Genomic DNA, 21354 nt, shown 5'->3' on the forward strand with positions numbered 1-21354 from the left:
TCCTATGCCCGCCCCTGCCCAACACCCCGTTCCCGGAACTCCCGAACCCTGGTGGAAGGGCGCATCGATCTATCAGATCTACCCGCGCAGCTTCGCCGACTCGAACGGTGACGGGATCGGCGACCTCAACGGCATCACCGCGCATCTCGAATACGTCGCCGGGCTCGGGATGGACGCCGTCTGGCTGTCGCCCTTCTTCACCTCGCCGATGAAGGATTTCGGCTATGACGTGGCGAACTATCGCGACGTCGACCCGATCTTCGGGACGCTCGCCGATTTCGACACGCTGATCGCGCGCGCGCACGCGCTCGGGCTGCGCATCATCATCGACCAGGTCTATTCGCACACGTCGAACGCGCACCCCTGGTTCGAGGCAAGCCGCGCGAGCCGGTCGGGCGACAAGGCCGACTGGTACGTCTGGGCCGATGCCAAGCCCGACGGCAGCCCGCCGTCGAACTGGCAATCGGTGTTCGGCGGCCCGGCGTGGACGTGGGACGCGCGGCGGCAGCAATATTATCTGCACAATTTCCTAAAGGAACAGCCGCAGCTCAACGGGCACAATCCGGCGGTGCAGCAGGAACTGCTCGACACCGCGCGCTTCTGGCTCGATCGCGGCGTCGACGGCTTCCGGCTCGATGCGATCAATTTCGCGATGCACGATCCCGCGCTGACCGATAACCCGCCCGCGCCCGCGACCAATCGCGCGCGGACGCGGCCGTTCGATTTCCAGTTGAAGCTGCACAATCAGGGCCATTCCGACATTCCGCCGTTCCTCGAGCGGATCCGCGCGTTGCTCGACGAATATGGCGCTGGCTTCACCGTTGCCGAGATCGGCGGCGAGGATAGCGACCGCGAGATGAAGCTGTTCACCGCGGGCGGCAAGCGGCTCGACAGCGCATACAGCTTCGACTTTCTCTACGCCGATGCGCTGACGCCCGAGCTCGTCGCGGACTCGCTCGCGCGCTGGCCCAACGATCCGACGATCGGCTGGCCAAGCTGGGCGTTCGAGAATCACGACGCACCGCGCGCGGTGACGCGCTGGACGCGCCCCGATCATGCGCGCGCCTTCGCGCGGATGAAGCTGCTGCTGCTCGCGTGCCTGCGCGGCAACATTTTCCTCTATCAGGGCGAGGAGCTGGGGCTGACGCAAGTCGACATCGCGTTCGAGGATCTGCTCGATCCCGAGGCGATCGCCAATTGGCCGATGACGCTGTCGCGCGACGGCGCACGGACGCCGATGCCGTGGACCGGTGCCGCGCCCGATCTCGGTTTCGGAAGCGCAACGCCGTGGCTGCCCTTCGGCGGCGACCATGCGGCGCTCGCGGTCGATGTGCAGGATGCAAATCCGGAGTCGCAGCTCAACTGGACGCGCCGCGTGATCGCTGCGCGCAACGCACATCCGGCATTGCGTTCGGGCGACCTTCGGATGCGCCACAATGACGCCGCCGTGCTCGCGTTCGAGCGCGAAGAGAATGGCGAGCGGCTGCTGTGCCTGTTCAACATGAGCGATGCCGCGCAGGCTTGGCCGGAGGGCATCGAACCGACGAGTAGGATCCTGCTCGCTACAGGCGAATTGAAGACGGGCACCCTCCCCGCCTTCGCCGGCTTGGTGCTGCGCGTGTGAGCGATGCCGCCAAGGACCTCGCCCGCGACGGCGCGATCGTGATCCTTGGCGGCGGAACCGCAGGCTGGATTGCGGCGTGCCTGTTCGCGCAGCGCTGGCCGAACGCGCGGGTGACGCTCGTTGAAAGCCCCGAGATCGGCATCGTCGGCGTCGGCGAAGGCTCGACCCCGCAGCTCAAAGGTTTTTTCGACCGGCTCGGCATCGTCGAGGCCGAGTGGATGCCGGCCTGCGATGCGACCTACAAGCTCGGCATCGGCTTTGCGGGCTGGTCCGACCGGCGGGGGTTCGAGCGCTACTTCCACCCCTTCCCTACCGCGCTCGACAGCCACACCGCGGGCTCGTTCTTCTACAACACGCGCGCCCGGCGGACGGGCCGCGGCGTCGCGGCGCATCCCGACCAATTCCTGCTTCCGGCGCGGCTTGCCGCAGCCGGATGCGCGCCGCAGCCCGAGGAGAGCTTTCCGTTCGAGGTGAGCTACGGCTATCATTTCGACGCCTACAAGGTCGGCGCGTTCCTCGGCCGGCATGCGGTGACCAAACTCGGCGTCACTCACCTCCAGCGTCGCGTCGAAAGCGTCGAACGGCGCGCCGATGGCGGCATCGCGGCGTTGCTGTGCGACGACGGCGAGCGGATCGCGGGCGATCTCTTCCTCGACAGCAGCGGCTTTCGCAGCCTGCTGTTCGAGGGCACGCTCAGTGTGCCGTTCGTCCGTTATGGCGACTCGCTGTTCAACGATTCGGCGGTGGTCATGCCGACCCCGCGCGATCCTGCGGCACCGCTGGCGAGCCAGACGCGCGCCACGGCGCTGTCGGCGGGCTGGGTGTGGAACATCCCGCTGACCAGCCGGACCGGCAACGGCTATGTCTATTCCAGCCGCCATGTCAGCCGCGACCAGGCCGAGGCCGAGCTACGCGCGCACTTGAAGGTCGGCGACGAAGGCACCGCGCGCCACCTGTCGATGCGCGTCGGGCGCGTCGCCGAAAGCTGGTCGCACAATGCGCTCGCGGTCGGACTGGCGCAGGGGTTCCTCGAACCGCTCGAGGCGACCGCGCTCCACATCGTCATCGCCACGGTCGAGGCGTTCCTCGACGCCGTCGATGCCGACGGGTTCACCGAGAAGGCCCGCATTCCCTTCAACGCCCGCATCGCCGCGCGCTATGACGGCGTGCGCGACTATATCGTCGCGCATTACCGGCTCAACCAGCGTCACGCCGACCCGCACGACTATTGGGCGGCGGCTCGCGCGGTCGAGCCGTCCGACACGCTCAAGCACGTCATGTCGGCCTGGTTCACCGGCGCCGACCTCACCGCGACGATCGACCAGCTCGACATAACGCGCTATTACAATGCGATAAGCTGGCATTGTCTGCTCGCTGGATACGGCACCTTCCCCGACGCCGCGCGGCTCGTGCCGCCCGGCCCCGATATCGAGCGGATCGACATGGTCAGGATCGAAGACTTCCTGCGCCGCTGCGCGCACAATTTCCGCCCGCATACCGATCACCTCCCCCGGTAATCTCTTGAAAGACCTGACATGAAACGCTTCCCCCTCGCGTTGCTGCTCGCCACCGTCGCGCTGCCGCTCACCACGGTCGCCGCGCACGCGCAGAGCGCTGCCCTCGCCCCGACGCTCACCGCGGCCAAGGACGGCGTCGAAGTCACCGCCGGCGCGCTCAAGATGAAGCTGATCGCGCTTAGCGACGATCTCGTTCGCGTCCGAATCGCGCGCGGCGGCGTCTATCCCGAGGACGCCAGCTGGGCGGTCCTCCCTGCACAGCGCAAGACGCGTGCGGCGGTGACGCCCACCGCCGACGGTTTCACCACCGCGAGCCTGCGCGTCCGCATCGGTGCCGGTGGTGCAGTGACGTTCGAGACGCTCGACGGCAAGATCATCTCGGCCGATGCCGCGCCCGCGAGCGTCGACGGCAAGACCTTCACGCTGACCAAGACGCTGCCGATCGGCGAGCATTTCTACGGTCTCGGCGACAAGACCGGCGGGCTCGACCGGCGCGGCAAGGCGTTCGTCGACTGGAACACCGACGCGTTCGGTTTCTCGAGCTCGGACGATCCGATCTACAAGTCGATCCCCTTCTTCGCCTCGACCGGGGCGGCAGGCGGCAGCTACGGGATCCTGCTCGACAACACCTATCGCACCTGGTTCGACTTCGGCCACAAGGATGCCGAGACGCTCGCGTTCGGCGGCCCCGACGGCCCGATCGACTATTATTTCATCGCCGGGCCGACCCTCGCCGACGTCACCCGCCGCTACGCCGGGCTGACCGGCCGCGCGCCGCTCGCGCCGAAATGGGCGCTCGGCTATCAGCAGTCGCGCTACAGCTACATGTCCGCCGACGAAGTCCGCGAGATCGCGCGGCATCTGCGCGCCGACCGCGTGCCGACCGACGTGATCTGGCTCGACATCGACTATCAGGACCGCAACCGGCCCTTCACCACCAACCCCAAGACCTTCCCCGACATGGCGAAGCTCGTCGCCGACATGAAGGCGCAGGGGATCAAGCTGGTCGCGATCACCGACTTGCACATCGCCAAGGTCGATACCGGTTATGCGCCCTACACCAGCGGCAAGCGCAGCGACGAATTCGTCAAGAACCCCGACGGCAGCGACTATGTCGCGCCGGTCTGGCCCGGCCCGTCGGTCTTCCCCGATTTCACCCAGGCCAAGTCGCGCGCGTGGTGGGGCACGCTCTACAAGGGCTTCCTCGATGACGGCGTTGCCGGCTTCTGGAACGACATGAACGAGCCCGCGATCTTCAACACCGCGACCAAGACGATGCCGCTCGACACGCAACACCGCATCGCCAGCGACGATTTCGCCACCCGCACCGGCGACCACCGCGAGATCCACAACGTCTACGGCATGCAGAACACGCGTGCGACCTATGACGGCCTGCTCAGCCTACGCCCCAACGAGCGGCCGTTCGTCATGACGCGCGCGAGCTATGCCGGGGGCCAGCGCTATGCCGTGACCTGGACCGGCGACAACAGCGCGACCTGGGACCATCTGAAGCTCTCGGTCCACCAGATCCTCAATCTCGGCCTGTCGGGCTTCGCCTATAGCGCCGCCGACGTCAGCGGCTTTGCGGGCGGGCCGAGCCCCGATCTGCTGACGCGCTGGTTCGAGATCGGCGCGTTCACGCCGGTGTTCCGCGATCACTCGGCGACCGGTACGCCGCGCGTCGAGCCGTGGGTCGACGGCCCCGATCATCTCGCGATTCGCCGCCGCTTCGTCGAGGAGCGCTATCGGCTGATGCCGTATTTCTACGCGCTCGCCGACCAGAACAGCCGGCTCGGCGATCCGATCATGCGCCCGGTGTTCTACGATTATCCGAGCGCCGCGAGCATGGGCTGCGATCAGTCGATGGCGTTCACGCTCGGCAAGGCGCTGCTGATCGCGCCACCGCCAAGCCCCGAATCGCCGCAGCGCTACGACGTCTGCCTGCCCGCGGGCGGCTGGTACGATTACTGGACCGGCCAGCGCGCCGGGAGCCCCGAGCCAACCTCCGCCGGCCCGATCCAGTCGGCGACGCAGGCCGTCCCGACCGAACACGCCAAGGGCGACCGCGTGAGCGAAACCCCGCGGCTCGATCGGCTGCCGGTGTTCGTCCGCGCCGGCACGATCCTGCCGCGCCAGCCGCTCGTCCAGAGCACCGCGCAAACGCCGTCGGGGCCGCTGATGCTCGACATCTATCCGGGCGAGGACTGTGTCGGAACGCTCTACGAGGATGACGGCACGACGCTCGCCTATCAGCGCCGTGGCTATCTGCGGCAGACGGTCCGCTGCAGCGTAACCCCGAACGGACTGACGATCGCGTTCGACGCGCGCGAGGGCAGCTTCGCGCCGTGGTGGAAGCAGATCGCCGTCACCGTGCACGGCTGGACCGGTGCCGCCACCGTGGCGCAGGACCGCAAGGCGATCACCGCGCAGCCAGACAGCGCGGCCGGCACGCTGAGCTTCACCGTCGCCGCGCCAATCCGGGCAACGCAGATCACGCTGGCGCGCTGACCGGGCGCGCCCGGCGGCTATCCCGGGCGCGACAGCGCGCCACGGGGCCTTGCGCTTTGCCCTCTGTTGTCTGACTATAAGCGCAAGGGGATCACGTCGACACTGCGTCGGCGGCCTTGTGTCACAGACTCCTGGAGGGGACCTCGATGCCTCGGACTTTCGCTCTTGCGGCGCTTGCGCTCGGCTTTGCCGCACCCACCATGGCAGCCGCCGCCGGCGCCGATCGCGCGCCTTTCGGAACGCTCGCCGACGGCAGCCCGGTCGAAGTGGTTACACTGACCAATAGCCACGGCATGCGCGCGCGGATCCTGAGCTACGGCGCGATCCTCCAGGGCGTCGACGTTCCCGACCGCGACGGCAAGATCGCCGACGTGACGCTCGGCTATGGCGATATGCGCGGCTATCTCACCGCGCCCAATTATTTCGGCGCGACCGTTGGACGTTATGCCAACCGCATCAAGGGCGGTCGCTTCACGCTCGACGGCAAGGGCTACACGCTCGCGCTCAACAACAAGACCAACGCGCTGCATGGCGGCGTCAAGGGGTTCGACAAGCGTCCGTGGCGGATCGTCGACGTAGCCGGCGGTGCCACGCCACACGTGACGCTCGCATACACCAGCGCAGACGGCGAGGAAGGCTATCCCGGCGAACTCCAGGTCACTGCGACCTATTCGCTCAACGACGCCAACGAACTCACAATCGAGTATCGCGCGACGACGAACAAGCCGACGATCGTCAACATCACCAATCACAGCTTCTTCAATCTTGGCGGCGAGGCGGCACAGCGGTCGATCTATGACGCTGTGCTGACGATCCCCGCCGATACGACGACGCCGGTCGATGCCACGCTGATCCCGACCGGCAGCTTCCGCCCGGTCGCGGGAACGCCGTTCGACTTCCGCACGCCGACCGTGATCGGCGCGCGGATCCGCGATGCGAGCGATCCGCAGATCGTCTATGGCCAGGGGTATGACGAGAATTACGTCCTCGCGCGCACGCTCAGCGCGACGCCGCGGCTTGCGGCGCGCGTCTCCGATCCGGTGAGCGGGCGGACGATGGAAATCCTGTCGAACCAGCCGGGCGTCCAACTTTACACCGGCAACTTCCTCGATGGCACCGCGGTCGGCAAATCGGGCCATGCCTATCGCCAGGGCGACGGCATCGCGCTCGAGCCGCAGGTGTTCCCCGACACCCCCAACCAGCCGGCGATGGGATCGGCGCGGCTCGATCCGGGCCAGACCTATCGCAACGTGATCGTCTATCGCTTCTCGGTCGCCGCCCACTAACGCCGGCGATCGACCCGATCACGCTGCTCGCGCGCTCCGGGAGGAACGCGTGAGCAGCCAGGCGGCGAGCGCGCCATAGACCAGCGCTTCAGCAGCCAGCGCGATCGCGTCAGCCGCCACGTCGTTCAACCCAGCCCCCATCTGATTGAGCGGCACGAAGATATGCACCGCGAGCGTCGAGGGCGCGAGATGCGCGAGTGCGGCGAGCCAGGACGGCATCTGCTCGAGCGGCCATGCCGATCCGGTGAGGAAGAAGAGCGGAACCGAGGTCGGCACGAGCACCGCCATCGCGCGCTCCGAACGATCGAAGAGCCCGCCGAGGAACAGCCCGAGCGCCGCCACCGCTGCGGCAAAGCACGGCACCGTCACCAGCAAGGCCGGGATGTTGCCGCCACGCGGAACGTCCTGCAGCCAGAAGATGAAGCCGAAATAGAAGAACGCCGCGAACACGCCGAGCAGCGTCATCGCCGCCCATGCCCCCAAAAACGCAGCACGCCGCATCGGCGGATCGCCGCGCTCGCGTCGCCCGGCGACGAAGGTCGCGACGCCGAACAACAGCGTCTGCTGGAGGATCACACTCGCGACCGCGGGAAAGATATAGTCCTTGTAGCCTGCGCCGGTGTTGAACAGCGGCTCCTGGATGACGCGGACCGGGGTGCGCAGCCCGAGGGCGCGCGCCGCGCTCCCCAGCCGGTTCTCCGCCGCGCCCGCGATCGCCGCGCTGACCCCCTCGCCGATCGCGCTCGCGCGCAACAGATATGCGGCCTTCACCCATACGCCGACACCGCCGCCCGGCGCGCCGGTCAGCAGCGAGCGCGTCACCCCGCGCGACATCAGGATGATCCCGTCGGCCTCGCCCGCGCGCATCCGCGCAGTCGCGCTTGGCATGTCGGCGACCGAGGCGACGATCCGCACTTCGCGCGTCGCCGCCAGATTGCGCAGCACCTCGCGCGTCAGCCCACTATCCTCCTGATCGACCACCAGCACGGGCACGCTTTGCGTCGCTTCGTGCGCATACGGCGCGGGATAGTAGAAAGCATAGAGCACGACCGCGAGCAGCATCGTGCTGGCGAGCGTGCGCGAGGTCAGCACCGTCCGCCACGTCTCCTCGAAGGCTTCGCGAAAGCTCATGCCGCGCTCCGGGCGCTGCGCGCGATCAGCAGCACCGCGCCGCCACCCGCAATCGCGACATAGGCGAGCAGCGCGAGGATCGGCCCGACCGCCGACCCCGCCGCATCCCCGACAAACTGCCCCATCTGCAGCGCGAGGTAATGCGTCAACGGCAGGATCGCACTGACGATCCGCGCAAAGCCGCTGCCGCCATCGAGCGGCAAGGTCGCTCCTGAAAAGGCGAGCGCCGATCCGGCATAAACCGCGCTCGCCGAGAGCCCCGTCGAGGTCTCTCGCGTCACCGCGACGAGCAGTGCCGAGATGCACGCCGTACCGAGGTAGAAAAGCGACTGCCCTGCGACGATCAGCGCGATGCTCCCCTCGACCCGCCACCCGCGCGCGAGCGTCAGGTAGAGCAACCAGGCAACACCCCACAGGCTCATCGCCGCGACATAGGGCAGCAGCTTGCCGAACACCGCGCCCGCGACACCGCCGCTCGCGCGGGCCCAAGCGGAGAGCGATTTGTCGCGGAGTTCGCGGCCGAGCGCCATCACCGTCACGCAGGCGGTCAGCAGGTGGAGCACCGCCGGATTGATCAACGAGAGCAAATACCATTCGAAACTCGTCGCGGCGTTGTACAGCGCGGTCACTTGCACGGTGAGCGGCGTCACGCGCAGCGGTGGCAGTCCGTGAGCGCTCAACTGCGCGGCGACGAGCTCTGTGCTCGCCGCGGTCACCGCGCTCGATATCCCGCGCACCGCCTGCGTGCCGGTCGAGAGAAAGCTCGCTTGGTAACGGATGTGGATCGCCGGCGCTGTACCGCGTGCCACCCCCCGCCCGACGCCACGCGGGATCTCGACGATCGCCCAGGCCTGCTCGCGCCGCACCAGCGTCATCGCATCGGGCAAATCCCCCCCGACCGAGACGATCCGCACCGCCGGCGACGCATCGACCGCACGCACGATCGCGCGGCTTGCGCTGGTCGCGTCATGATCGACCACCGCGATCGGAAGTTCACGCGCGACGCCTCCAAACAGCATAGCCCCCATCGCGAACAGCAAGGCGGCGGGCATCAGCGTCAGCATCGCGAGATCCCAGCGGCAGCCGCGCAAGTGCGCGAGCTCCGCCGACAGCGCGCGCGCGAACGCGCTCATTGCGGCCAGTCGAACAATACGCTCATGCCCGGCCGCAGATTGGCGAGCGTACCGACCGGGCGCATCCGGACCTCGAACGAGCGCACGTCATAGCCCGACGATTGCCGCGTCGCGCGCCACGTCGCAAAATCCGCCCGCGGCGCGATGCTATAGATGCGGAAGCTCGCGGTCGCGCCGAGCGCGGGCACCTTGCCGCGCAGCACCTTGCCCATCGCGATGCCGCGATACTGGTCCTCGCGCACCGTCATCGACACCCACGGATGCGCGACGTCGATCACTTGATAGGCGGGCACAATCGGGCTGACGACCTCGCCCGGCTGGACGAGCTTGCGCGAGACTTCGCCCGCGATCGGCGAGACCAGCCGCGTCTCGCCGCCAAGCGCGGTCGCTGTAGTGAGCGCGGCGCGCGCGATATCGACCTGCGCCGCCGCCACCGCCTTGTTCTGCGGCCGCGCGCCCGCCAACGCCTTGAGATATTGCTGGCGTGCCGCCTCGGCCTGGCGCGCGCTGCTGTCGCGCGCGGCAACGGCTTCGTCACGCCGCTGCGCCGCGATCACGCCCTCGGCATAGAGCGTCTCCGACCGGCGGCTGGTGACTTGCGCCAGATTGGCGACCGATTGCGCCGCCAACCAGACCGCCTTTACGCTCGCGACATCCTCGGCGCGCGCGCCCTGCTCGGTCTCGGACTGGACTGCCTGCGCACTTTGCAAAGCGCCCTTGGCCTGCGCTTGTCCGCCCGCGATCTCGGGGCTCGACAATTCCGCGAGCACTTGCCCGGCACGGACGTGCGCGCCCTCATCGACGAACAGCCGATCGACGCGCGCAAGCGCCTTGGTCGCGACATTGACCTCGTCGGCATCGACCATCCCCTGCAACTGCTCAGGCGCGGGCCGGCTGGCGAGCCACAGGCCAATCGCGAGCAGGATCGCGACGAGGACCAGCGCGGCGTAGAACAGCGGCAGGAGATTGCGCTTGCTACGCGGACTGTCGGTCATGGCGTCACGGCCCCCAGGCGGTGGTCGGCGCGCGCGAGATAGCCGCCGAAACTGTCGAGCTGATGGCTGGCGACAAGCAGCCCCGCCAGCGCGAGATCATATTCATACGCCGCGGCAATCCGTTGCGTGCGGACCGTCGCGATCGCCGCCTGCGCATCGATCACCGCCGCCGAGGTCGCCTCGCCCTCGCGGAACGAGAGTTCCTGCACACGCAGATTCTCCTCCGCCGCGGCAACGCTGCTGTCGAGCGAGAGAAAGGTGCGCCGCGCGGTTTCGGTCAGGTCATAAGCGCGGATCGTCTGCGTCGCGATCGTCTTGCGGATTTCGGCCGCGCCGTCGGCGGCCGCGCGCTCGCGTTCGTGCGCCGCATCGAGCGTACGGCGCCGGTCGACGTTCGACAGCAAGGTCATCCGCACCGCGACCCCGGCGATCCAGTCGGGCTCGGTCGGCAGCGCATCGTTGCGATTGAGATTATACTCGCCGAACGCGAACGCCTGCGGGCGATAGCGCGAGCGCGCCAGATCGACCCCGGCCGCGGCGACCGCGCGCGCCGCATCGGCACCGCGCGCCTGCGGATGATCGCTTGCGGCGAGGAACTCGGCCTTGGGCGGCAACGGCTGGGCGTTGACGAAGAGCGCCGTGGTCGGCTGCACCCCACCCTCGGCATCGAGCAGCCGCGCGAGCGTATCACGCGCGGTCGCCGCCTCGAGATCGGCGCGCAGATAGGCGCGGTCGGCGGCATCGCGCGCGACTTGGACCTCGAGCACGCGGGCATGCGACAACACGCCTTGCTGCTCGAGCTTGCGCGCGTCGGAAAGATGGCGGTCAAAGCCGTCGCGCGTCGCGCGCGTCGAGGCAGCGAGCTGTTCGGCGACTTGCTGCCCGAAATAGGTGCGGACCAGGTTGAGCTGCGACAGATCGCGCCCCTGCGCCTGCGTCGCCTCGGCGATCGCGACGCCGGCCTGCGCGCCACGCTGGATCGCGGGGATCGCACCGCCGGTGTAGAGCGGCAGCGCGGCTGTCACCGTCGGGCGAAACGCCGTATCGCGCGTCTGGAAGCGCAGCGTATCCGGGATCGCCGACACTAACCCTGGCAGCGCCGCGCCGACGCGTTGCGTCACCTGGCTGACGATTTCCTGAAAGCCCGGCGGGAATTGCCCGGGCAAGCCGGCGAGAAAGTCGGTGGTCGCTCCGGTCAGGTCGCTTTTGCTCCCCGACAGGTCGATCGCAAGCGTCTTCTGATATTCGACAACGCTCGCCGAGGCGGAGACAACGGGCCGCCGCAATGCCTTCAGCGCGTCTGCCGTGGCCTGTGCCGCCCGGACCTCGTGATCCGCAGCACTCAGCGCGCGCGAGCCCTTGCCCAGCGCCTGCGATGCCGCCTCGAAGCTCATCGCCACCGGCGGCGCGACATCCTGCGCCGCAGCGGGCAGCGCAAGAAAAAGACTCACGCCTGCCGCACCAAAGGAAAGCAAATGGGCCATGTCGCCGCCATGCCTCGACTACGGTCCCCGGCGCAAGTCGAAGCGCGCAGAGGCGGGCGCCCTCAGTACGGATTGCCATTGCGTCCGAGAACGCTTGTCTCGGACGTGCATCGATCAAACCTTATGGTAGCTGACGGCAAGCCAGCCAAGGTCACGCCAGTTCGAGCGTCCGGTCCGTCAACCGCGCGAACGCGACATCGTCGAGCGGCTCGCGGAATTGGCAACCCGCCTGATATTCGTCGGCCCAGATGATCGTCGCGACGATCTGGCCGATCTTGGGCAACGTCAGCCAGATCATCGCCCCCTTGGTCATCGGCGAATAGGTGTGGATCTTGGCGCCGTGCAGCGAGACGTCGGTCACCTTGCACAAGGCGCGATCGAGACCGCCGCGGCCCATCTTGGCATCGAGCGAGATCGGCGAACGCGGACTGCGACGGCGATCGGGTCTGACGGCGGGTTCGAATTCGGCGGCGATCATCGGCGGTTCCTTCCCGCGCCATTCGCGGGAGACGAAATCTTATGCCGGTATCGTTAAAGCGCGGTTAGCGATGCTGCCCCGCGGCGATTTTCCGTGGCCCCAAAACAGAACCGGCCCGCTCCCCGTGATGGGGAACGAGCCGGCTCGATCCACGCAGCGCCGTGCGGCGCTGGTCGAGATGCTTACTTCTTGCCGATCGACGACATCGCGCCGAAACGCTTGTTGAAGCGCGCGACCTGGCCGCCTGCATCGAGCATCGTGCCGCGCCCGCCGGTCCATGCCGGATGCGCCAGCGGATCGATGTCGAGCGTCATCAGATCGCCTTCCTTGCCCCAGGTGGTGCGGGTCTGGAACTGCGTGCCGTCGGTCATCTGCACCGTGATGGTGTGATAATCGGGGTGAATGCCTTTTTTCACGTCTAAATCTCCGAAGAGCCGCTGGTTACCGACCAGCAGCGAAGTCGCGGCCCCTAGCAGGGCGCAGCGGTCTTTGCAAACTCAACCGCCCCGCAATCCCCACCAGCGGCGCAGCGCGATCAGCGACCAGATCGCCTCGACGCCGCCGAACGGCCAGGCGCCCTGCAGGAAGCCGTAGGTCGAGCCGAGCACGCAGGCCCCGGCAAAGCCGAGGACCCACCAGGACGATCGCTGCTCGAAGGCGTAGCAGACCAGCATCGCCGACACGGCAAACAGGCCGAACCAGGTCAGCGCGTCCATTACGCCTTGGGCGGATCGGCGATCATCGCGGTGAAATTGGCTTCCGCGGCGAGCTGCCCGTCGATCGTAGCGCGGCCTGCGAACTTGCAGACGCTCGAGCGCTTTTGGACGAATTCGACCTCGAGCTTGAGCAGCACGCCCGGCTCGACGGGTTTACGAAACTTCGCGCCGTCGATAGCCATGAAATAGACGAGCTTGCCCGAGCCGGCGAGCCCGAGCGATTCGACGGCAAGGATCCCGGCAGCTTGCGCCATCGCTTCGACGATCAGCACGCCCGGCATGATCGGCCGCCCCGGGAAATGCCCCTGGAAGAACTGCTCGTTGATCGTCACCGCCTTGATCGCGGTGATCGACCGGTCGAGGATGAGTTCCTCGACACGGTCGACCAACAGCATCGGATACCGGTGCGGCAGCGCCGCCATGACCCGCCCGATATCGAGCGGGCCAAGCGGGCCCCTGCTTTCGCTATCGCTCATCGGGCTCAGCGGCCCGATGGCGCCTTGGCGCCGGCAGCCGGTGCTGCGGCTGCGCCACCAGCCTGCTGCGCCTGCGCGCGACGCACGGCCGAGAGATAGACGAGCTGCTGGAACTGCTGCTGCAGCTGCGCGGTCTGCTGGCTCGGCTGCCAGTTGGCGGGCGGCGTGATCGACACTGTCGGGTTTGCGGCGTCGAGGGCGGCCTTGATCTCGTCGGTCATGTCGACTGCCGGAGCGCTGTACTGGACCGAATTGGCCGAGAGCAGCAAGCTGATCTTCTTCGAATCGACGACGGTCTTCACCGCAGCCGAATACTTCTGCGAGATCTGCTCGATCGCCCAGGCCTGGGCGCGCGTCGCAGGTGCGCTGAGACGTGCGGACTCGGCCTGCGCGGTCTTCTGCGCGGCTTCCATCTTGGCGAGGATCGGGTTGCGCGCGGCCTGGGCAGCGGCGATTTCCTCGTCCGACAGGCGCTTGTCCTTGTTGGTGTCGAGCGGCGCGCCGAGCGTTGCCATTTCGGTCTGCAGCGCAGCCTGACGTGCGCTCGCCTGGTCGAGCTGCGCCTTGTAGGTCGTGCTGATCGACTGGTTGGCGGCGTCGAGCGCCTTCGCGGTCAGGATCACCGTCTCGGGATCGGAGATCGCCACGCCATTGGCCTGTGCAAATGCCGAATTCGCCATCGCGAGCGCCGGCACAATCGCCGCGCAACCCAGCATGAGCTTCTGGTACGTCTTCATCAGAACTGTGTCCCTACGTTGAAAGTAACGAGTTTCGAGTCGTCGCTCTTATCCTTGAGCAACGCATAAGCAAGATCGATCCGCAGCGGACCGAACGGCGAGTTCCAGTTGACGCCCGCACCGACCGAAATACGCGGCCGCGGCGAATCGCCCCCGAAGGTTTCCTTGAACGGCGCGTTCGAACTGGTCGAGGCGACATTGGTCGACGTCCCGGTGCACGCCCCACCGATCGTCGACGAATAGCCGACTGCGCAGGTCGTGGCCGAACCCGGGTTCGTTGCATCGGTATTCGGCACCACATAGAGCGGACTGCCATTCGTCGCGTAGTTTTGCGTAATCAACGGCAGGTAGGTGATGCTTCCATCGGACTCTATCCGCGTTGGGAACTGACCGCCCTGCAACACTGGCGATGTGATTCCGAACAGCGCACCCGCCTGAACGTAGATCGACGGCCGCAGACCGAGTTCGCGCGCGCCCGCACCGAGCGGGATCTCCAGCTCGAGCTTGCCGAGGTAATAGGCGCGACCGCCGAGTGCATCGTCGGCGAGGAGCTGCGTACGATCGGTGACGACCGTCTGCTTGCCCGAAGCATCGGTCGTGAAGCTCTGCCGCTGGACGCGCGGGCCGACGCCGCGAATGTCGAAGCCGCGGAAATCGGGCTCGCCGAGATAGAAGCGATCGGTGATGCGGACATTGTCGATGCCGACGCCACGGCTCTTTTCGAGCGACTTGATATAGCCGCCCTCGACGTTGGCCGAAGCGATGAAGCCGCTGCCGATGTTGAAGAACTTCGAACCCTCGAACTTGGTACGAATGTACTTCACGTCACCGCCGAGCCCGGCAAAATCCTGGCTGAAAATGAAGCGATGCCCCGCGGTCGGCCGCAAGCGGCTGTTGAGGCTGTCGTAGATCAGCGAATAGCCGACCGACGACGTCCAGCGATTGCCGATTGCGTCGCACAGATAACGCCCTGCCTGAAGCGGATCGCACCCGTCGTTGGACGAGTTCCCGCGAATGCCGTCGAAATTGCTGTCGGTATAATAGGTCGACTTGTCCAACCCGACCTGATCGTACGACAGGCCATAGCGGCCGGCGAGCTGCCAATATTCGGTCAGCGGCACGCCCGAGCGGATCTGGAAGCCGGTCGACACCTGCGTATAGGTCGTCTGGCGCTGGTTATTGAGCGTGTAGTTGAACGCGTTGTAATCGCGCCGGAAGATGTCGCCACCGATCGCGATGTTCTTGTTGAACAGATACGGTTCGGTGAACCCCAGCTCGACCGACTTCGAATAGGTCGAATAGTTGACGCTCGCGCGCAGCTCCTGGCCCTTGCCGCGGAAGTTGCGCTGGCGGATCGAAGCCTGGATGATGAAGCGTTCGAGGCTCGAATAGCCAGCCGACAGCGACAGCTCGCCGGTCGACTTCTCCTCGAGGTTCGCGGTCAGCACGACGCGGTCGGGCGATGACCCTTGCGTCTGCTTGATCTCGAACTTGTCCTGGAAATAGCCGAGCGAGTTGATGCGGTCCTGCGAGCGCTTGACCTGGAAGCTGTTGAACGCATCGCCCTCCGACAAACGGATCTCGCGACGGACGACCTTGTCCTGCGTCTGGGTGTTGCCGTTGATGTCGATCCGCTCGACATAGGTACGCTTGGCTTCGGCGATGTGGAAGTTGAGCCCCATCGTCAGCGTGTCTTTGTCACGCGCGTAATCCGGGTTCACTTCGGTGAACGCGTAGCCGAACAGGCCGGCCGCTTCGCTCAGCGAATCGATCGCGGTTTCGACCTTCTTGGCGTCGTACCAATCGCCCTTGTTGATGCCGAGGTTGGCGGCGAGCTTCTTGTTGTCGAAGTCGCGGATGTCGCTGTCGACGGTGATATCGCCGAACTTGTAGCGCTTCCCTTCCTCCACCACGTACGTGATGATGAAGTCCTTCTTGTCGGGCGTCAGCTCGGCGACCGCGGAGGTCACCTTGAAGTCGGCATAGCCCTCCGTCAGGTAGAACTGCCGCAGCTTCTGCTGGTCGTATGCCAGGCGATCCTGATCATAGCTCGTGTTCGAGCTCAGCAGCGTGGTCAAGCGCGCTTGCTTGGTCGCCATCTGCTCTCGCAGCTTGCTGTCCGAATAGACCTCGTTGCCGAGGATGTTGATCTGGCGGACCTTCGACTTCGGGCCTTCCGAAACCTCGAAGATCACGTCGACGCGGTTCTGGTCGAGGCTGACCATCTTCGGCTCGACGACCGCAGCGAAGCGGCCCTGGCGACGATACAGTTCGACGATCCGTGCGACGTCCTGCCGGACCGCGGTGCGCGTGAAGATCTGGCGGGGGGCGAGTTTCACCTCCTTCTTGATCTTGTCTTCCTTGAGCCGCTTGTTGCCCTCGAAGATGACGCGGTTGATCACCGGGTTCTCGCGAACGCGCAGCACCAGCTCGCCGGTATCGGCGCCGGCGATGATCACGTCGGCGAACAGTTCGCTCGCGTAGAGATCCTTGATCGCCTGATCGAGCGTCTCGTTGGTGAACGCCTGCCCCGTCCGCAGCTTGGTATAGGACAGCACCGTCTCTGGCTCGAGCCGCTGCGCGCCTTCGACGCGGATCGACTTGATCGTACGCGACACGACCGGCGCGGCGGCAGCCACGACCGGAGGTGTGGCCTGCGCGGGAGCTGCGGCGGGCTGGCCCGTCGTCTGCGCCGACGCCGCGAGCGGAACGCCCGTCAGCATCGTGCCGGCGAGCAACACGGCGGTGGCCCGTGCGCCGAAATTGGAAACCTTGATCGCTGTCACATCCCACCCCAAATCGGAGAAAATTCCGCGTGGCCGATAAATCGTCGGCCCGCCCTGCCTTACAAGCGTCAACCGATCAAGCCGGTCAGCGACTTCCAGAGGCCAAATGCGCCGAGATCGTTGATCGTTACCATGATCATCAGCGCGAGAATCGCCGCCAGCCCGCCGCGAAACGCCCATTCCTGGATTGCCGGCGTCACGGGCCTGCGCCGGATCGCCTCGATCGCGTAAAAGAACAGGTGCCCGCCATCGAGCAGAGGGACTGGCAATAAATTGATGAATCCGAGATTAATGGAAACCCCGGCGATCAGGAAGATCAGGTCGGGCCAGCCGAGCGCGAGCTGTTCGCCAGACACCTTGGCAATGCGCAGCGGCCCGCCAAGTTCGTCGACCGAGCGCCGCCCGGTGATGATCTGGCCCAGGCCGTCGAGCGTTGTCCGCAGGATCTTGCCCGTCATTGCGACGCCGAACGCGGGCGCCTCGAGCAAGCTGACGGGGCGAGCGACGGGTGCGGTCGGGCCGATCCCGAGCAAGCCCTTCTTGAATTCGTTGCCGAAGCGATCGCGCTCGGTCGCGGTTCCGAGCACGGCTTCGCGCTCGACGGTTGCTCCGCCGCGGACGTAACTGACCATCACACGCTCGCCGGGGCGCAGCATGGCGAATTGCGCGACATCGTTGAAGGTCGCGATCGGGCGTCCGCCAAGCGCGGTGATGCGATCACCCGGCTGCATGCCGATCGTCGACGCGGCGCTGCCGGGGCTGACCAGACCGACGACGGACGGCGTCCGGTCGACCCCGAAGGTCATGGCAAATCCCGAAAGGATGATGATCGCGACGATGAAATTGGTGATCGGCCCCGCTGCGACGACGATCGCGCGCTGCCACACCGGACGCGCCTGCAAAGTCCGCGCGCGCTCTTCGGGCGGAAGTTCGAGCCATGCCGGATCGGGGGCACTGGCGGCGTTGAGATCGCCCGCGAACTTCACATAGCCACCGAGCGGCAGCGCGCTGAACTTCCAGCGCGTTCCGCGGCGGTCGGTCCAGCCGAACAGCTCGTGGCCAAAGCCGATCGAAAATGCGTCGATCTTCACGCCGAACAACCGCCCGGCGAGATAGTGTCCAAGTTCGTGCAGAAAAACGAGCGGCCCGATGACGAGCGCAAAAGCGAGGACGGTAAGCAACAGGCCTGGGGATTGGCTCAAACCGAGATATCCTTCACGTTCGCCCCTCTCGCCGCCCCGCCGCGCGACCCGACATACCGGCGCGCCATCCTGCGCGCTTCGGCATCGACCACGAGCACGTCTTCCAACGTCGCCGGCGCGGCCGGATCATAGCCCTCGAGCGTATCGGCGACGATTGCGGCAATTTCGAGGAAGCCGATCTCGCGGGCGAGAAAAGCCGCGACCGCGATCTCATTGGCCGCATTGAGGATCGCCGGGCGCGCGCCGCCCGCATTGAGCGCATCGCGCGTCAGCTTCAACGCCGGGAAGCGGACCGGATCGGGCGCGGTGAAATCGAGCCGGCCGATCGCGACGAGATCGAGCGGCGCCATCGGCGTGGCCATCCGATCGGGCCAGGCGAGGCACGAGGCGATCGGCACGCGCATGTCGGGCGGGCCCATTTGCGCGAGCACCGAGCCGTCGACATAATCGACCAGCGAATGGATTACCGATTGCGGATGGATCACGATCTCGATCGCGTCGTTCGGCACCGGGAACAGCCGCGCCGCCTCGATCAGCTCGAGCCCCTTGTTGAACAAGGTGGCCGAATCGACCGAGATCTTCGCGCCCATCGACCAGTTCGGATGCGCGACCGCCTGTTCGGGCGTGACGCTGCGCATCTGCTCGGTCGACCATTCGCGAAACGGTCCGCCGCTGCACGTCAGGATGATCCGCCGGACGCGCTCGGGACGCGCCGCGTCGAAGCATTGGAAGATCGCATTGTGCTCGGAATCGGCAGGAAGCAGCGTCGCGCCCGATTTGGCTGCGGCGGCGAGAACGACCTCGCCCGCCGAAACCAGCGGTTCCTTGTTGGCCAGAATCACCGTCTTGCCGCCCGCGATAGCCGCCATGACGGGCTCGAGCCCGGTGCAGCCGACGATCGCGCCCATCGTGATGTCGGCACCCATGCTCGCCGCCTCGAGCACCGCGGCACGCCCGCCGCCGCACCCGATATTGGTCCCGGCAAGCGCCGCGCGCAGTTCGGGCAGGCAGCTTTCGTCGGCGACCACCGCGAACTTGGCATTGGTGCGGAGCGCCGCGGCAGCAAGCCGCGCGACGTCGCAATTCGCGGTCAGCGCAACCACCGCGAACCGGTCGGGCTCGCGCTCGATCAGATCGAGCGTCGACGTACCGATCGAACCGGTCGCGCCGAGAATTGTAATCGTCTTCACCACCAATAGACTTTCGGTAACAGGATCAGCAGCGCCGCGACGGGGGCGACGGGCACCAGCCCGTCGAGGCGATCGAGCACGCCGCCATGGCCGGGAAGCAGCGTACCGCTATCCTTGACGCCCGCCTGGCGCTTGAGCCAGCTTTCATAAAGATCGCCCGCCTGTGCAAGCACGGCGAGCAAGGGCGTCGCCAGCGTCAGGCGAAGCGGCAGGCCATAGGAGAGATGCATCGCCGCGGCGAACAGGCTCGCCGCAGCAACGCCGCCGGCGAGGCCGGCCCAGGTCTTGTTGGGGCTGATCGCCGGGGCGAGCTTGGGCCCGCCGATCGCGCGTCCTGCGGCATAGGCGCCGATGTCGCATGCCCAGACCAGCGCCAGCGCCCACAGCGTGAGCACCACGCCCTCGCGCTGATGCCGGATCAGCAGCAGCGCCATGATCGGCAGCCCGACGTACAGCACGCCACGCGCGAGGCCGGGGAGCCGCGTCACGATCACGACGAAAAACGCCGCGCCAACCAACAGGCCAAGCGACAGGAACCCCGCCCCTGCCCCGACCACCGGCATCATGATCGCCAGCGGCACCGACAGCGCATATTGCGCGAGCCGCTTGGTGTGCGGCGGCGCCTGTTGCAGATCGGACCACTCGGCCATCATGAACAAGCCGAGCACGACGCACAGCAGCCAGAACGCGATGCTGCCGAACACGATCGCGCCGAGCGCAACAGCAATCAGCGCCAATCCGACAACGATCCGGAGCGTAAGATTCGACGGGCCGGCCGCCTTGGGGACGGCGGTCACAGGCCGCCGAACCGCCGTTGCCGCTGTCCGAAGGTCGCGATCGCGCCAGCCAGCGTCTCGGCATCGAATTCAGGCCAGAGCGTGTCGACGAACAGCAATTCGGCATAGGCCGCCTGCCACAGCAGGAAATTCGACAGCCGAACTTCGCCCGACGTACGGATCAACAGATCGAGCGGCGGCAAGTCGCGCGTGTCGAGTTCATCCTCGAACATCGCAGCGTCGATCGTCGCGGGGTCGAGCGTACCGGCCTGAGCACGCTCCGCCATGCGCCGGGCGACTTCGACGATCTCTGCCTGCGCGCCGTAATTGAGCGCCATCACGAGGATCGGCCCCGTGTTGACCGACGTGCGCGCGATCGCGGTGTCGATCAGCTCGACGAGGTCGGGCGTGAAACGGCGATAGTCGCCGATGATGCGAAGCCGCACATTGTCGCGCACCATCTCGTCGAGATCGCTGCGGATGAAGACGCGCAGCAGACCCATCAGGTCGCTGACTTCCTCTTCCGGCCGCCGCCAATTCTCGCTCGAGAAGGCGTAGAGCGTAAGCGCCTCGATCCCCATCGCCCGCGCCGCGCGCGCGACGCGGCGGACCGCCTCGACGCCCTGGCGGTGCCCGGCGATCCGCGGCAGATGCCGCTTCTTGGCCCAGCGACCATTGCCGTCCATGATGATCGCGACGTGGCGCGGGAGCACCCCGGCCACGGTCGCAGGATCGGCAGCCCGGGCGGCGAACGGCCTCACTTGCCCAGGATTTCCTTTTCCTTGGCCGATGCCGCGGCATCGATGTCGGCAATCGTCTTGTCGGTCAGCTTCTGGACTTCGGTCTCGAGCTTCTTGCGATCGTCCTCGCCGAACAGGCCCTTCTTCTCGTCGACCTTGAGCGAATCCATCCCGTCACGGCGCACGTTGCGCGCAGCGATGCGGGCATCCTCGGCATATTTGCCGGCGAGCTTGGCGAGTTCCTTGCGGCGCTCCTCGGTCAGATCGGGGATCGGCAGACGCAGCGTGGTGCCATCGACGATCGGGTTGAGGCCGAGCCCGGCCGAACGGATCGCCTTGTCGCACGGGCCGACGTTCATCTTGTCCCACACCTGGACCGAGATCATCCGCGGCTCGGGCACCGAGACGGTCGCGACCTGGTTGAGCGGCATTTGCGCGCCGTACACTTCGACCGTCACCGGATCGAGCAACGAGGTCGAGGCGCGACCGGTGCGCAGCCCGCTGAGATCGCCCTTGAGCGATTCGACGCTGCCGGCCATGCGGCGTTCGAGATCAGCCTTGTCATACGCGGCCAT

At 66.7% G+C, this 21354-nt stretch carries 19 protein-coding genes; 4 read left to right on the forward strand and 15 right to left on the reverse strand.

The features are described 5' to 3' along the window. Nucleotides 1-4 precede the first annotated feature (4 nt). The 4 genes from IE187_RS01470 (at nt 5) to IE187_RS01485 (ending at nt 6935) form a co-directional block, all read left to right on the forward strand. Complete coding sequence (locus tag IE187_RS01470) at nt 5-1624, forward strand: alpha-amylase family glycosyl hydrolase (RefSeq protein WP_189674818.1); 1620 nt, start codon at nt 5-7, stop codon at nt 1622-1624. Beyond that, a complete protein-coding gene (locus IE187_RS01475; protein ID WP_189674819.1) occupies nt 1621-3141 on the forward strand; it encodes a tryptophan halogenase family protein in 1521 nt (506 codons plus the stop codon). The genes IE187_RS01470 and IE187_RS01475 overlap by 4 nt, the downstream gene beginning before the upstream one ends. An 18-nt stretch (nt 3142-3159) precedes the next feature. Further along, nucleotides 3160-5649 carry a TIM-barrel domain-containing protein gene (locus IE187_RS01480; RefSeq protein ID WP_189674820.1) on the forward strand — a complete coding sequence of 830 codons (2490 nt, stop codon included), beginning with the start codon at nt 3160-3162 and terminating at the stop codon, nt 5647-5649. 146 nt (nt 5650-5795) lie between these two features. Further along, nucleotides 5796-6935: an aldose epimerase family protein gene (locus tag IE187_RS01485; RefSeq protein WP_189674821.1), complete on the forward strand. Its 1140-nt coding sequence runs from the start codon at nt 5796-5798 to the stop codon at nt 6933-6935. A gap of 18 nt (nt 6936-6953) precedes the next feature. On the opposite strand, the gene IE187_RS01490 is transcribed toward IE187_RS01485, so the two are convergent. The 15 genes from IE187_RS01490 to frr form a co-directional block, all read right to left on the reverse strand. Beyond that, entirely contained in the window at nt 6954-8066 is a 1113-nt protein-coding gene (locus IE187_RS01490) for an ABC transporter permease (protein WP_189674822.1), read from the reverse strand. Beyond that, nucleotides 8063-9199: an ABC transporter permease gene (locus IE187_RS01495; RefSeq protein ID WP_189674823.1), complete on the reverse strand. Its 1137-nt coding sequence runs from the start codon at nt 9197-9199 to the stop codon at nt 8063-8065. The genes IE187_RS01490 and IE187_RS01495 overlap by 4 nt, the downstream gene beginning before the upstream one ends. After that, a complete protein-coding gene (locus IE187_RS01500) occupies nt 9196-10194 on the reverse strand; it encodes an HlyD family secretion protein (RefSeq protein ID WP_189674824.1) in 999 nt (332 codons plus the stop codon). The genes IE187_RS01495 and IE187_RS01500 overlap by 4 nt, the downstream gene beginning before the upstream one ends. Then, nucleotides 10191-11678, reverse strand: a complete 1488-nt coding sequence (locus IE187_RS01505) for a TolC family protein (protein ID WP_189674825.1) — start codon at nt 11676-11678, stop codon at nt 10191-10193. The genes IE187_RS01500 and IE187_RS01505 overlap by 4 nt, the downstream gene beginning before the upstream one ends. Before the next feature lie 151 nt (nt 11679-11829). After that, a complete protein-coding gene (locus IE187_RS01510; protein WP_189674826.1) occupies nt 11830-12156 on the reverse strand; it encodes a PilZ domain-containing protein in 327 nt (108 codons plus the stop codon). Between the two features lie 182 nt (nt 12157-12338). After that, the gene (rpmE, locus tag IE187_RS01515) at nt 12339-12572 is read right to left on the reverse strand and encodes a 50S ribosomal protein L31 (RefSeq protein ID WP_010186706.1); all 234 of its coding nucleotides are present in this window, start codon (nt 12570-12572) and stop codon (nt 12339-12341) included. 81 nt (nt 12573-12653) lie between these two features. Further along, nucleotides 12654-12872: a hypothetical protein gene (locus tag IE187_RS01520; RefSeq protein ID WP_133188487.1), complete on the reverse strand. Its 219-nt coding sequence runs from the start codon at nt 12870-12872 to the stop codon at nt 12654-12656. Then, the gene (gene fabZ / locus IE187_RS01525; RefSeq protein WP_133188489.1) at nt 12872-13348 is read right to left on the reverse strand and encodes a 3-hydroxyacyl-ACP dehydratase FabZ; all 477 of its coding nucleotides are present in this window, start codon (nt 13346-13348) and stop codon (nt 12872-12874) included. The genes IE187_RS01520 and fabZ overlap by 1 nt, the downstream gene beginning before the upstream one ends. A gap of 5 nt (nt 13349-13353) precedes the next feature. After that, nucleotides 13354-14085: an OmpH/Skp family outer membrane protein gene (locus IE187_RS01530; protein WP_133188491.1), complete on the reverse strand. Its 732-nt coding sequence runs from the start codon at nt 14083-14085 to the stop codon at nt 13354-13356. Further along, nucleotides 14085-16871, reverse strand: coding sequence for an outer membrane protein assembly factor BamA (bamA, locus tag IE187_RS01535; protein WP_189674827.1), 2787 nt, complete (start codon nt 16869-16871; stop codon nt 14085-14087). Before bamA ends, IE187_RS01530 begins: the two co-directional genes overlap by 1 nt. Nucleotides 16872-16939: 68 nt before the next feature. Then, nucleotides 16940-18073, reverse strand: coding sequence for a M50 family metallopeptidase (locus IE187_RS01540; RefSeq protein ID WP_189674828.1), 1134 nt, complete (start codon nt 18071-18073; stop codon nt 16940-16942). Beyond that, on the reverse strand, nt 18070-19263 hold the full coding sequence (locus IE187_RS01545) for a 1-deoxy-D-xylulose-5-phosphate reductoisomerase (protein WP_189674829.1): 1194 nt from the start codon (nt 19261-19263) through the stop codon (nt 18070-18072). The genes IE187_RS01540 and IE187_RS01545 overlap by 4 nt, the downstream gene beginning before the upstream one ends. Then, nucleotides 19260-20060, reverse strand: a complete 801-nt coding sequence (locus IE187_RS01550; RefSeq protein ID WP_189674830.1) for a phosphatidate cytidylyltransferase — start codon at nt 20058-20060, stop codon at nt 19260-19262. The genes IE187_RS01545 and IE187_RS01550 overlap by 4 nt, the downstream gene beginning before the upstream one ends. Next, on the reverse strand, nt 20057-20800 hold the full coding sequence (locus tag IE187_RS01555; RefSeq protein WP_189674831.1) for an isoprenyl transferase: 744 nt from the start codon (nt 20798-20800) through the stop codon (nt 20057-20059). Before IE187_RS01555 ends, IE187_RS01550 begins: the two co-directional genes overlap by 4 nt. Continuing rightward, nucleotides 20797-21354, reverse strand: a complete 558-nt coding sequence (gene frr / locus IE187_RS01560) for a ribosome recycling factor (RefSeq protein WP_133188501.1) — start codon at nt 21352-21354, stop codon at nt 20797-20799. Before frr ends, IE187_RS01555 begins: the two co-directional genes overlap by 4 nt.

It is taken from the genome of Sphingomonas glacialis (genome assembly GCF_014653575.1).
GTDB lineage: Bacteria > Pseudomonadota > Alphaproteobacteria > Sphingomonadales > Sphingomonadaceae > Sphingomonas > Sphingomonas glacialis.

What these genes read in the sequence shown, in the direction of transcription:
- IE187_RS01490 (WP_189674822.1), bottom strand. Translation starts at nt 8,066, where the DNA reads ATGAGCTTTCGCGAAGCCTTCGAGGAGACGTGGCGGACGGTGCTGACC.
- fabZ (WP_133188489.1), bottom strand. Translation starts at nt 13,348, where the DNA reads ATGAGCGATAGCGAAAGCAGGGGCCCGCTTGGCCCGCTCGATATCGGG.
- IE187_RS01500 (WP_189674824.1), bottom strand. Translation starts at nt 10,194, where the DNA reads ATGACCGACAGTCCGCGTAGCAAGCGCAATCTCCTGCCGCTGTTCTAC.
- IE187_RS01470 (WP_189674818.1), top strand. Translation starts at nt 5, where the DNA reads ATGCCCGCCCCTGCCCAACACCCCGTTCCCGGAACTCCCGAACCCTGG.
- IE187_RS01510 (WP_189674826.1), bottom strand. Translation starts at nt 12,156, where the DNA reads ATGATCGCCGCCGAATTCGAACCCGCCGTCAGACCCGATCGCCGTCGC.
- IE187_RS01485 (WP_189674821.1), top strand. Translation starts at nt 5,796, where the DNA reads ATGCCTCGGACTTTCGCTCTTGCGGCGCTTGCGCTCGGCTTTGCCGCA.
- IE187_RS01505 (WP_189674825.1), bottom strand. Translation starts at nt 11,678, where the DNA reads ATGGCCCATTTGCTTTCCTTTGGTGCGGCAGGCGTGAGTCTTTTTCTT.
- frr (WP_133188501.1), bottom strand. Translation starts at nt 21,354, where the DNA reads ATGGCCGCGTATGACAAGGCTGATCTCGAACGCCGCATGGCCGGCAGC.
- IE187_RS01480 (WP_189674820.1), top strand. Translation starts at nt 3,160, where the DNA reads ATGAAACGCTTCCCCCTCGCGTTGCTGCTCGCCACCGTCGCGCTGCCG.
- IE187_RS01530 (WP_133188491.1), bottom strand. Translation starts at nt 14,085, where the DNA reads ATGAAGACGTACCAGAAGCTCATGCTGGGTTGCGCGGCGATTGTGCCG.
- IE187_RS01495 (WP_189674823.1), bottom strand. Translation starts at nt 9,199, where the DNA reads ATGAGCGCGTTCGCGCGCGCGCTGTCGGCGGAGCTCGCGCACTTGCGC.
- IE187_RS01520 (WP_133188487.1), bottom strand. Translation starts at nt 12,872, where the DNA reads ATGGACGCGCTGACCTGGTTCGGCCTGTTTGCCGTGTCGGCGATGCTG.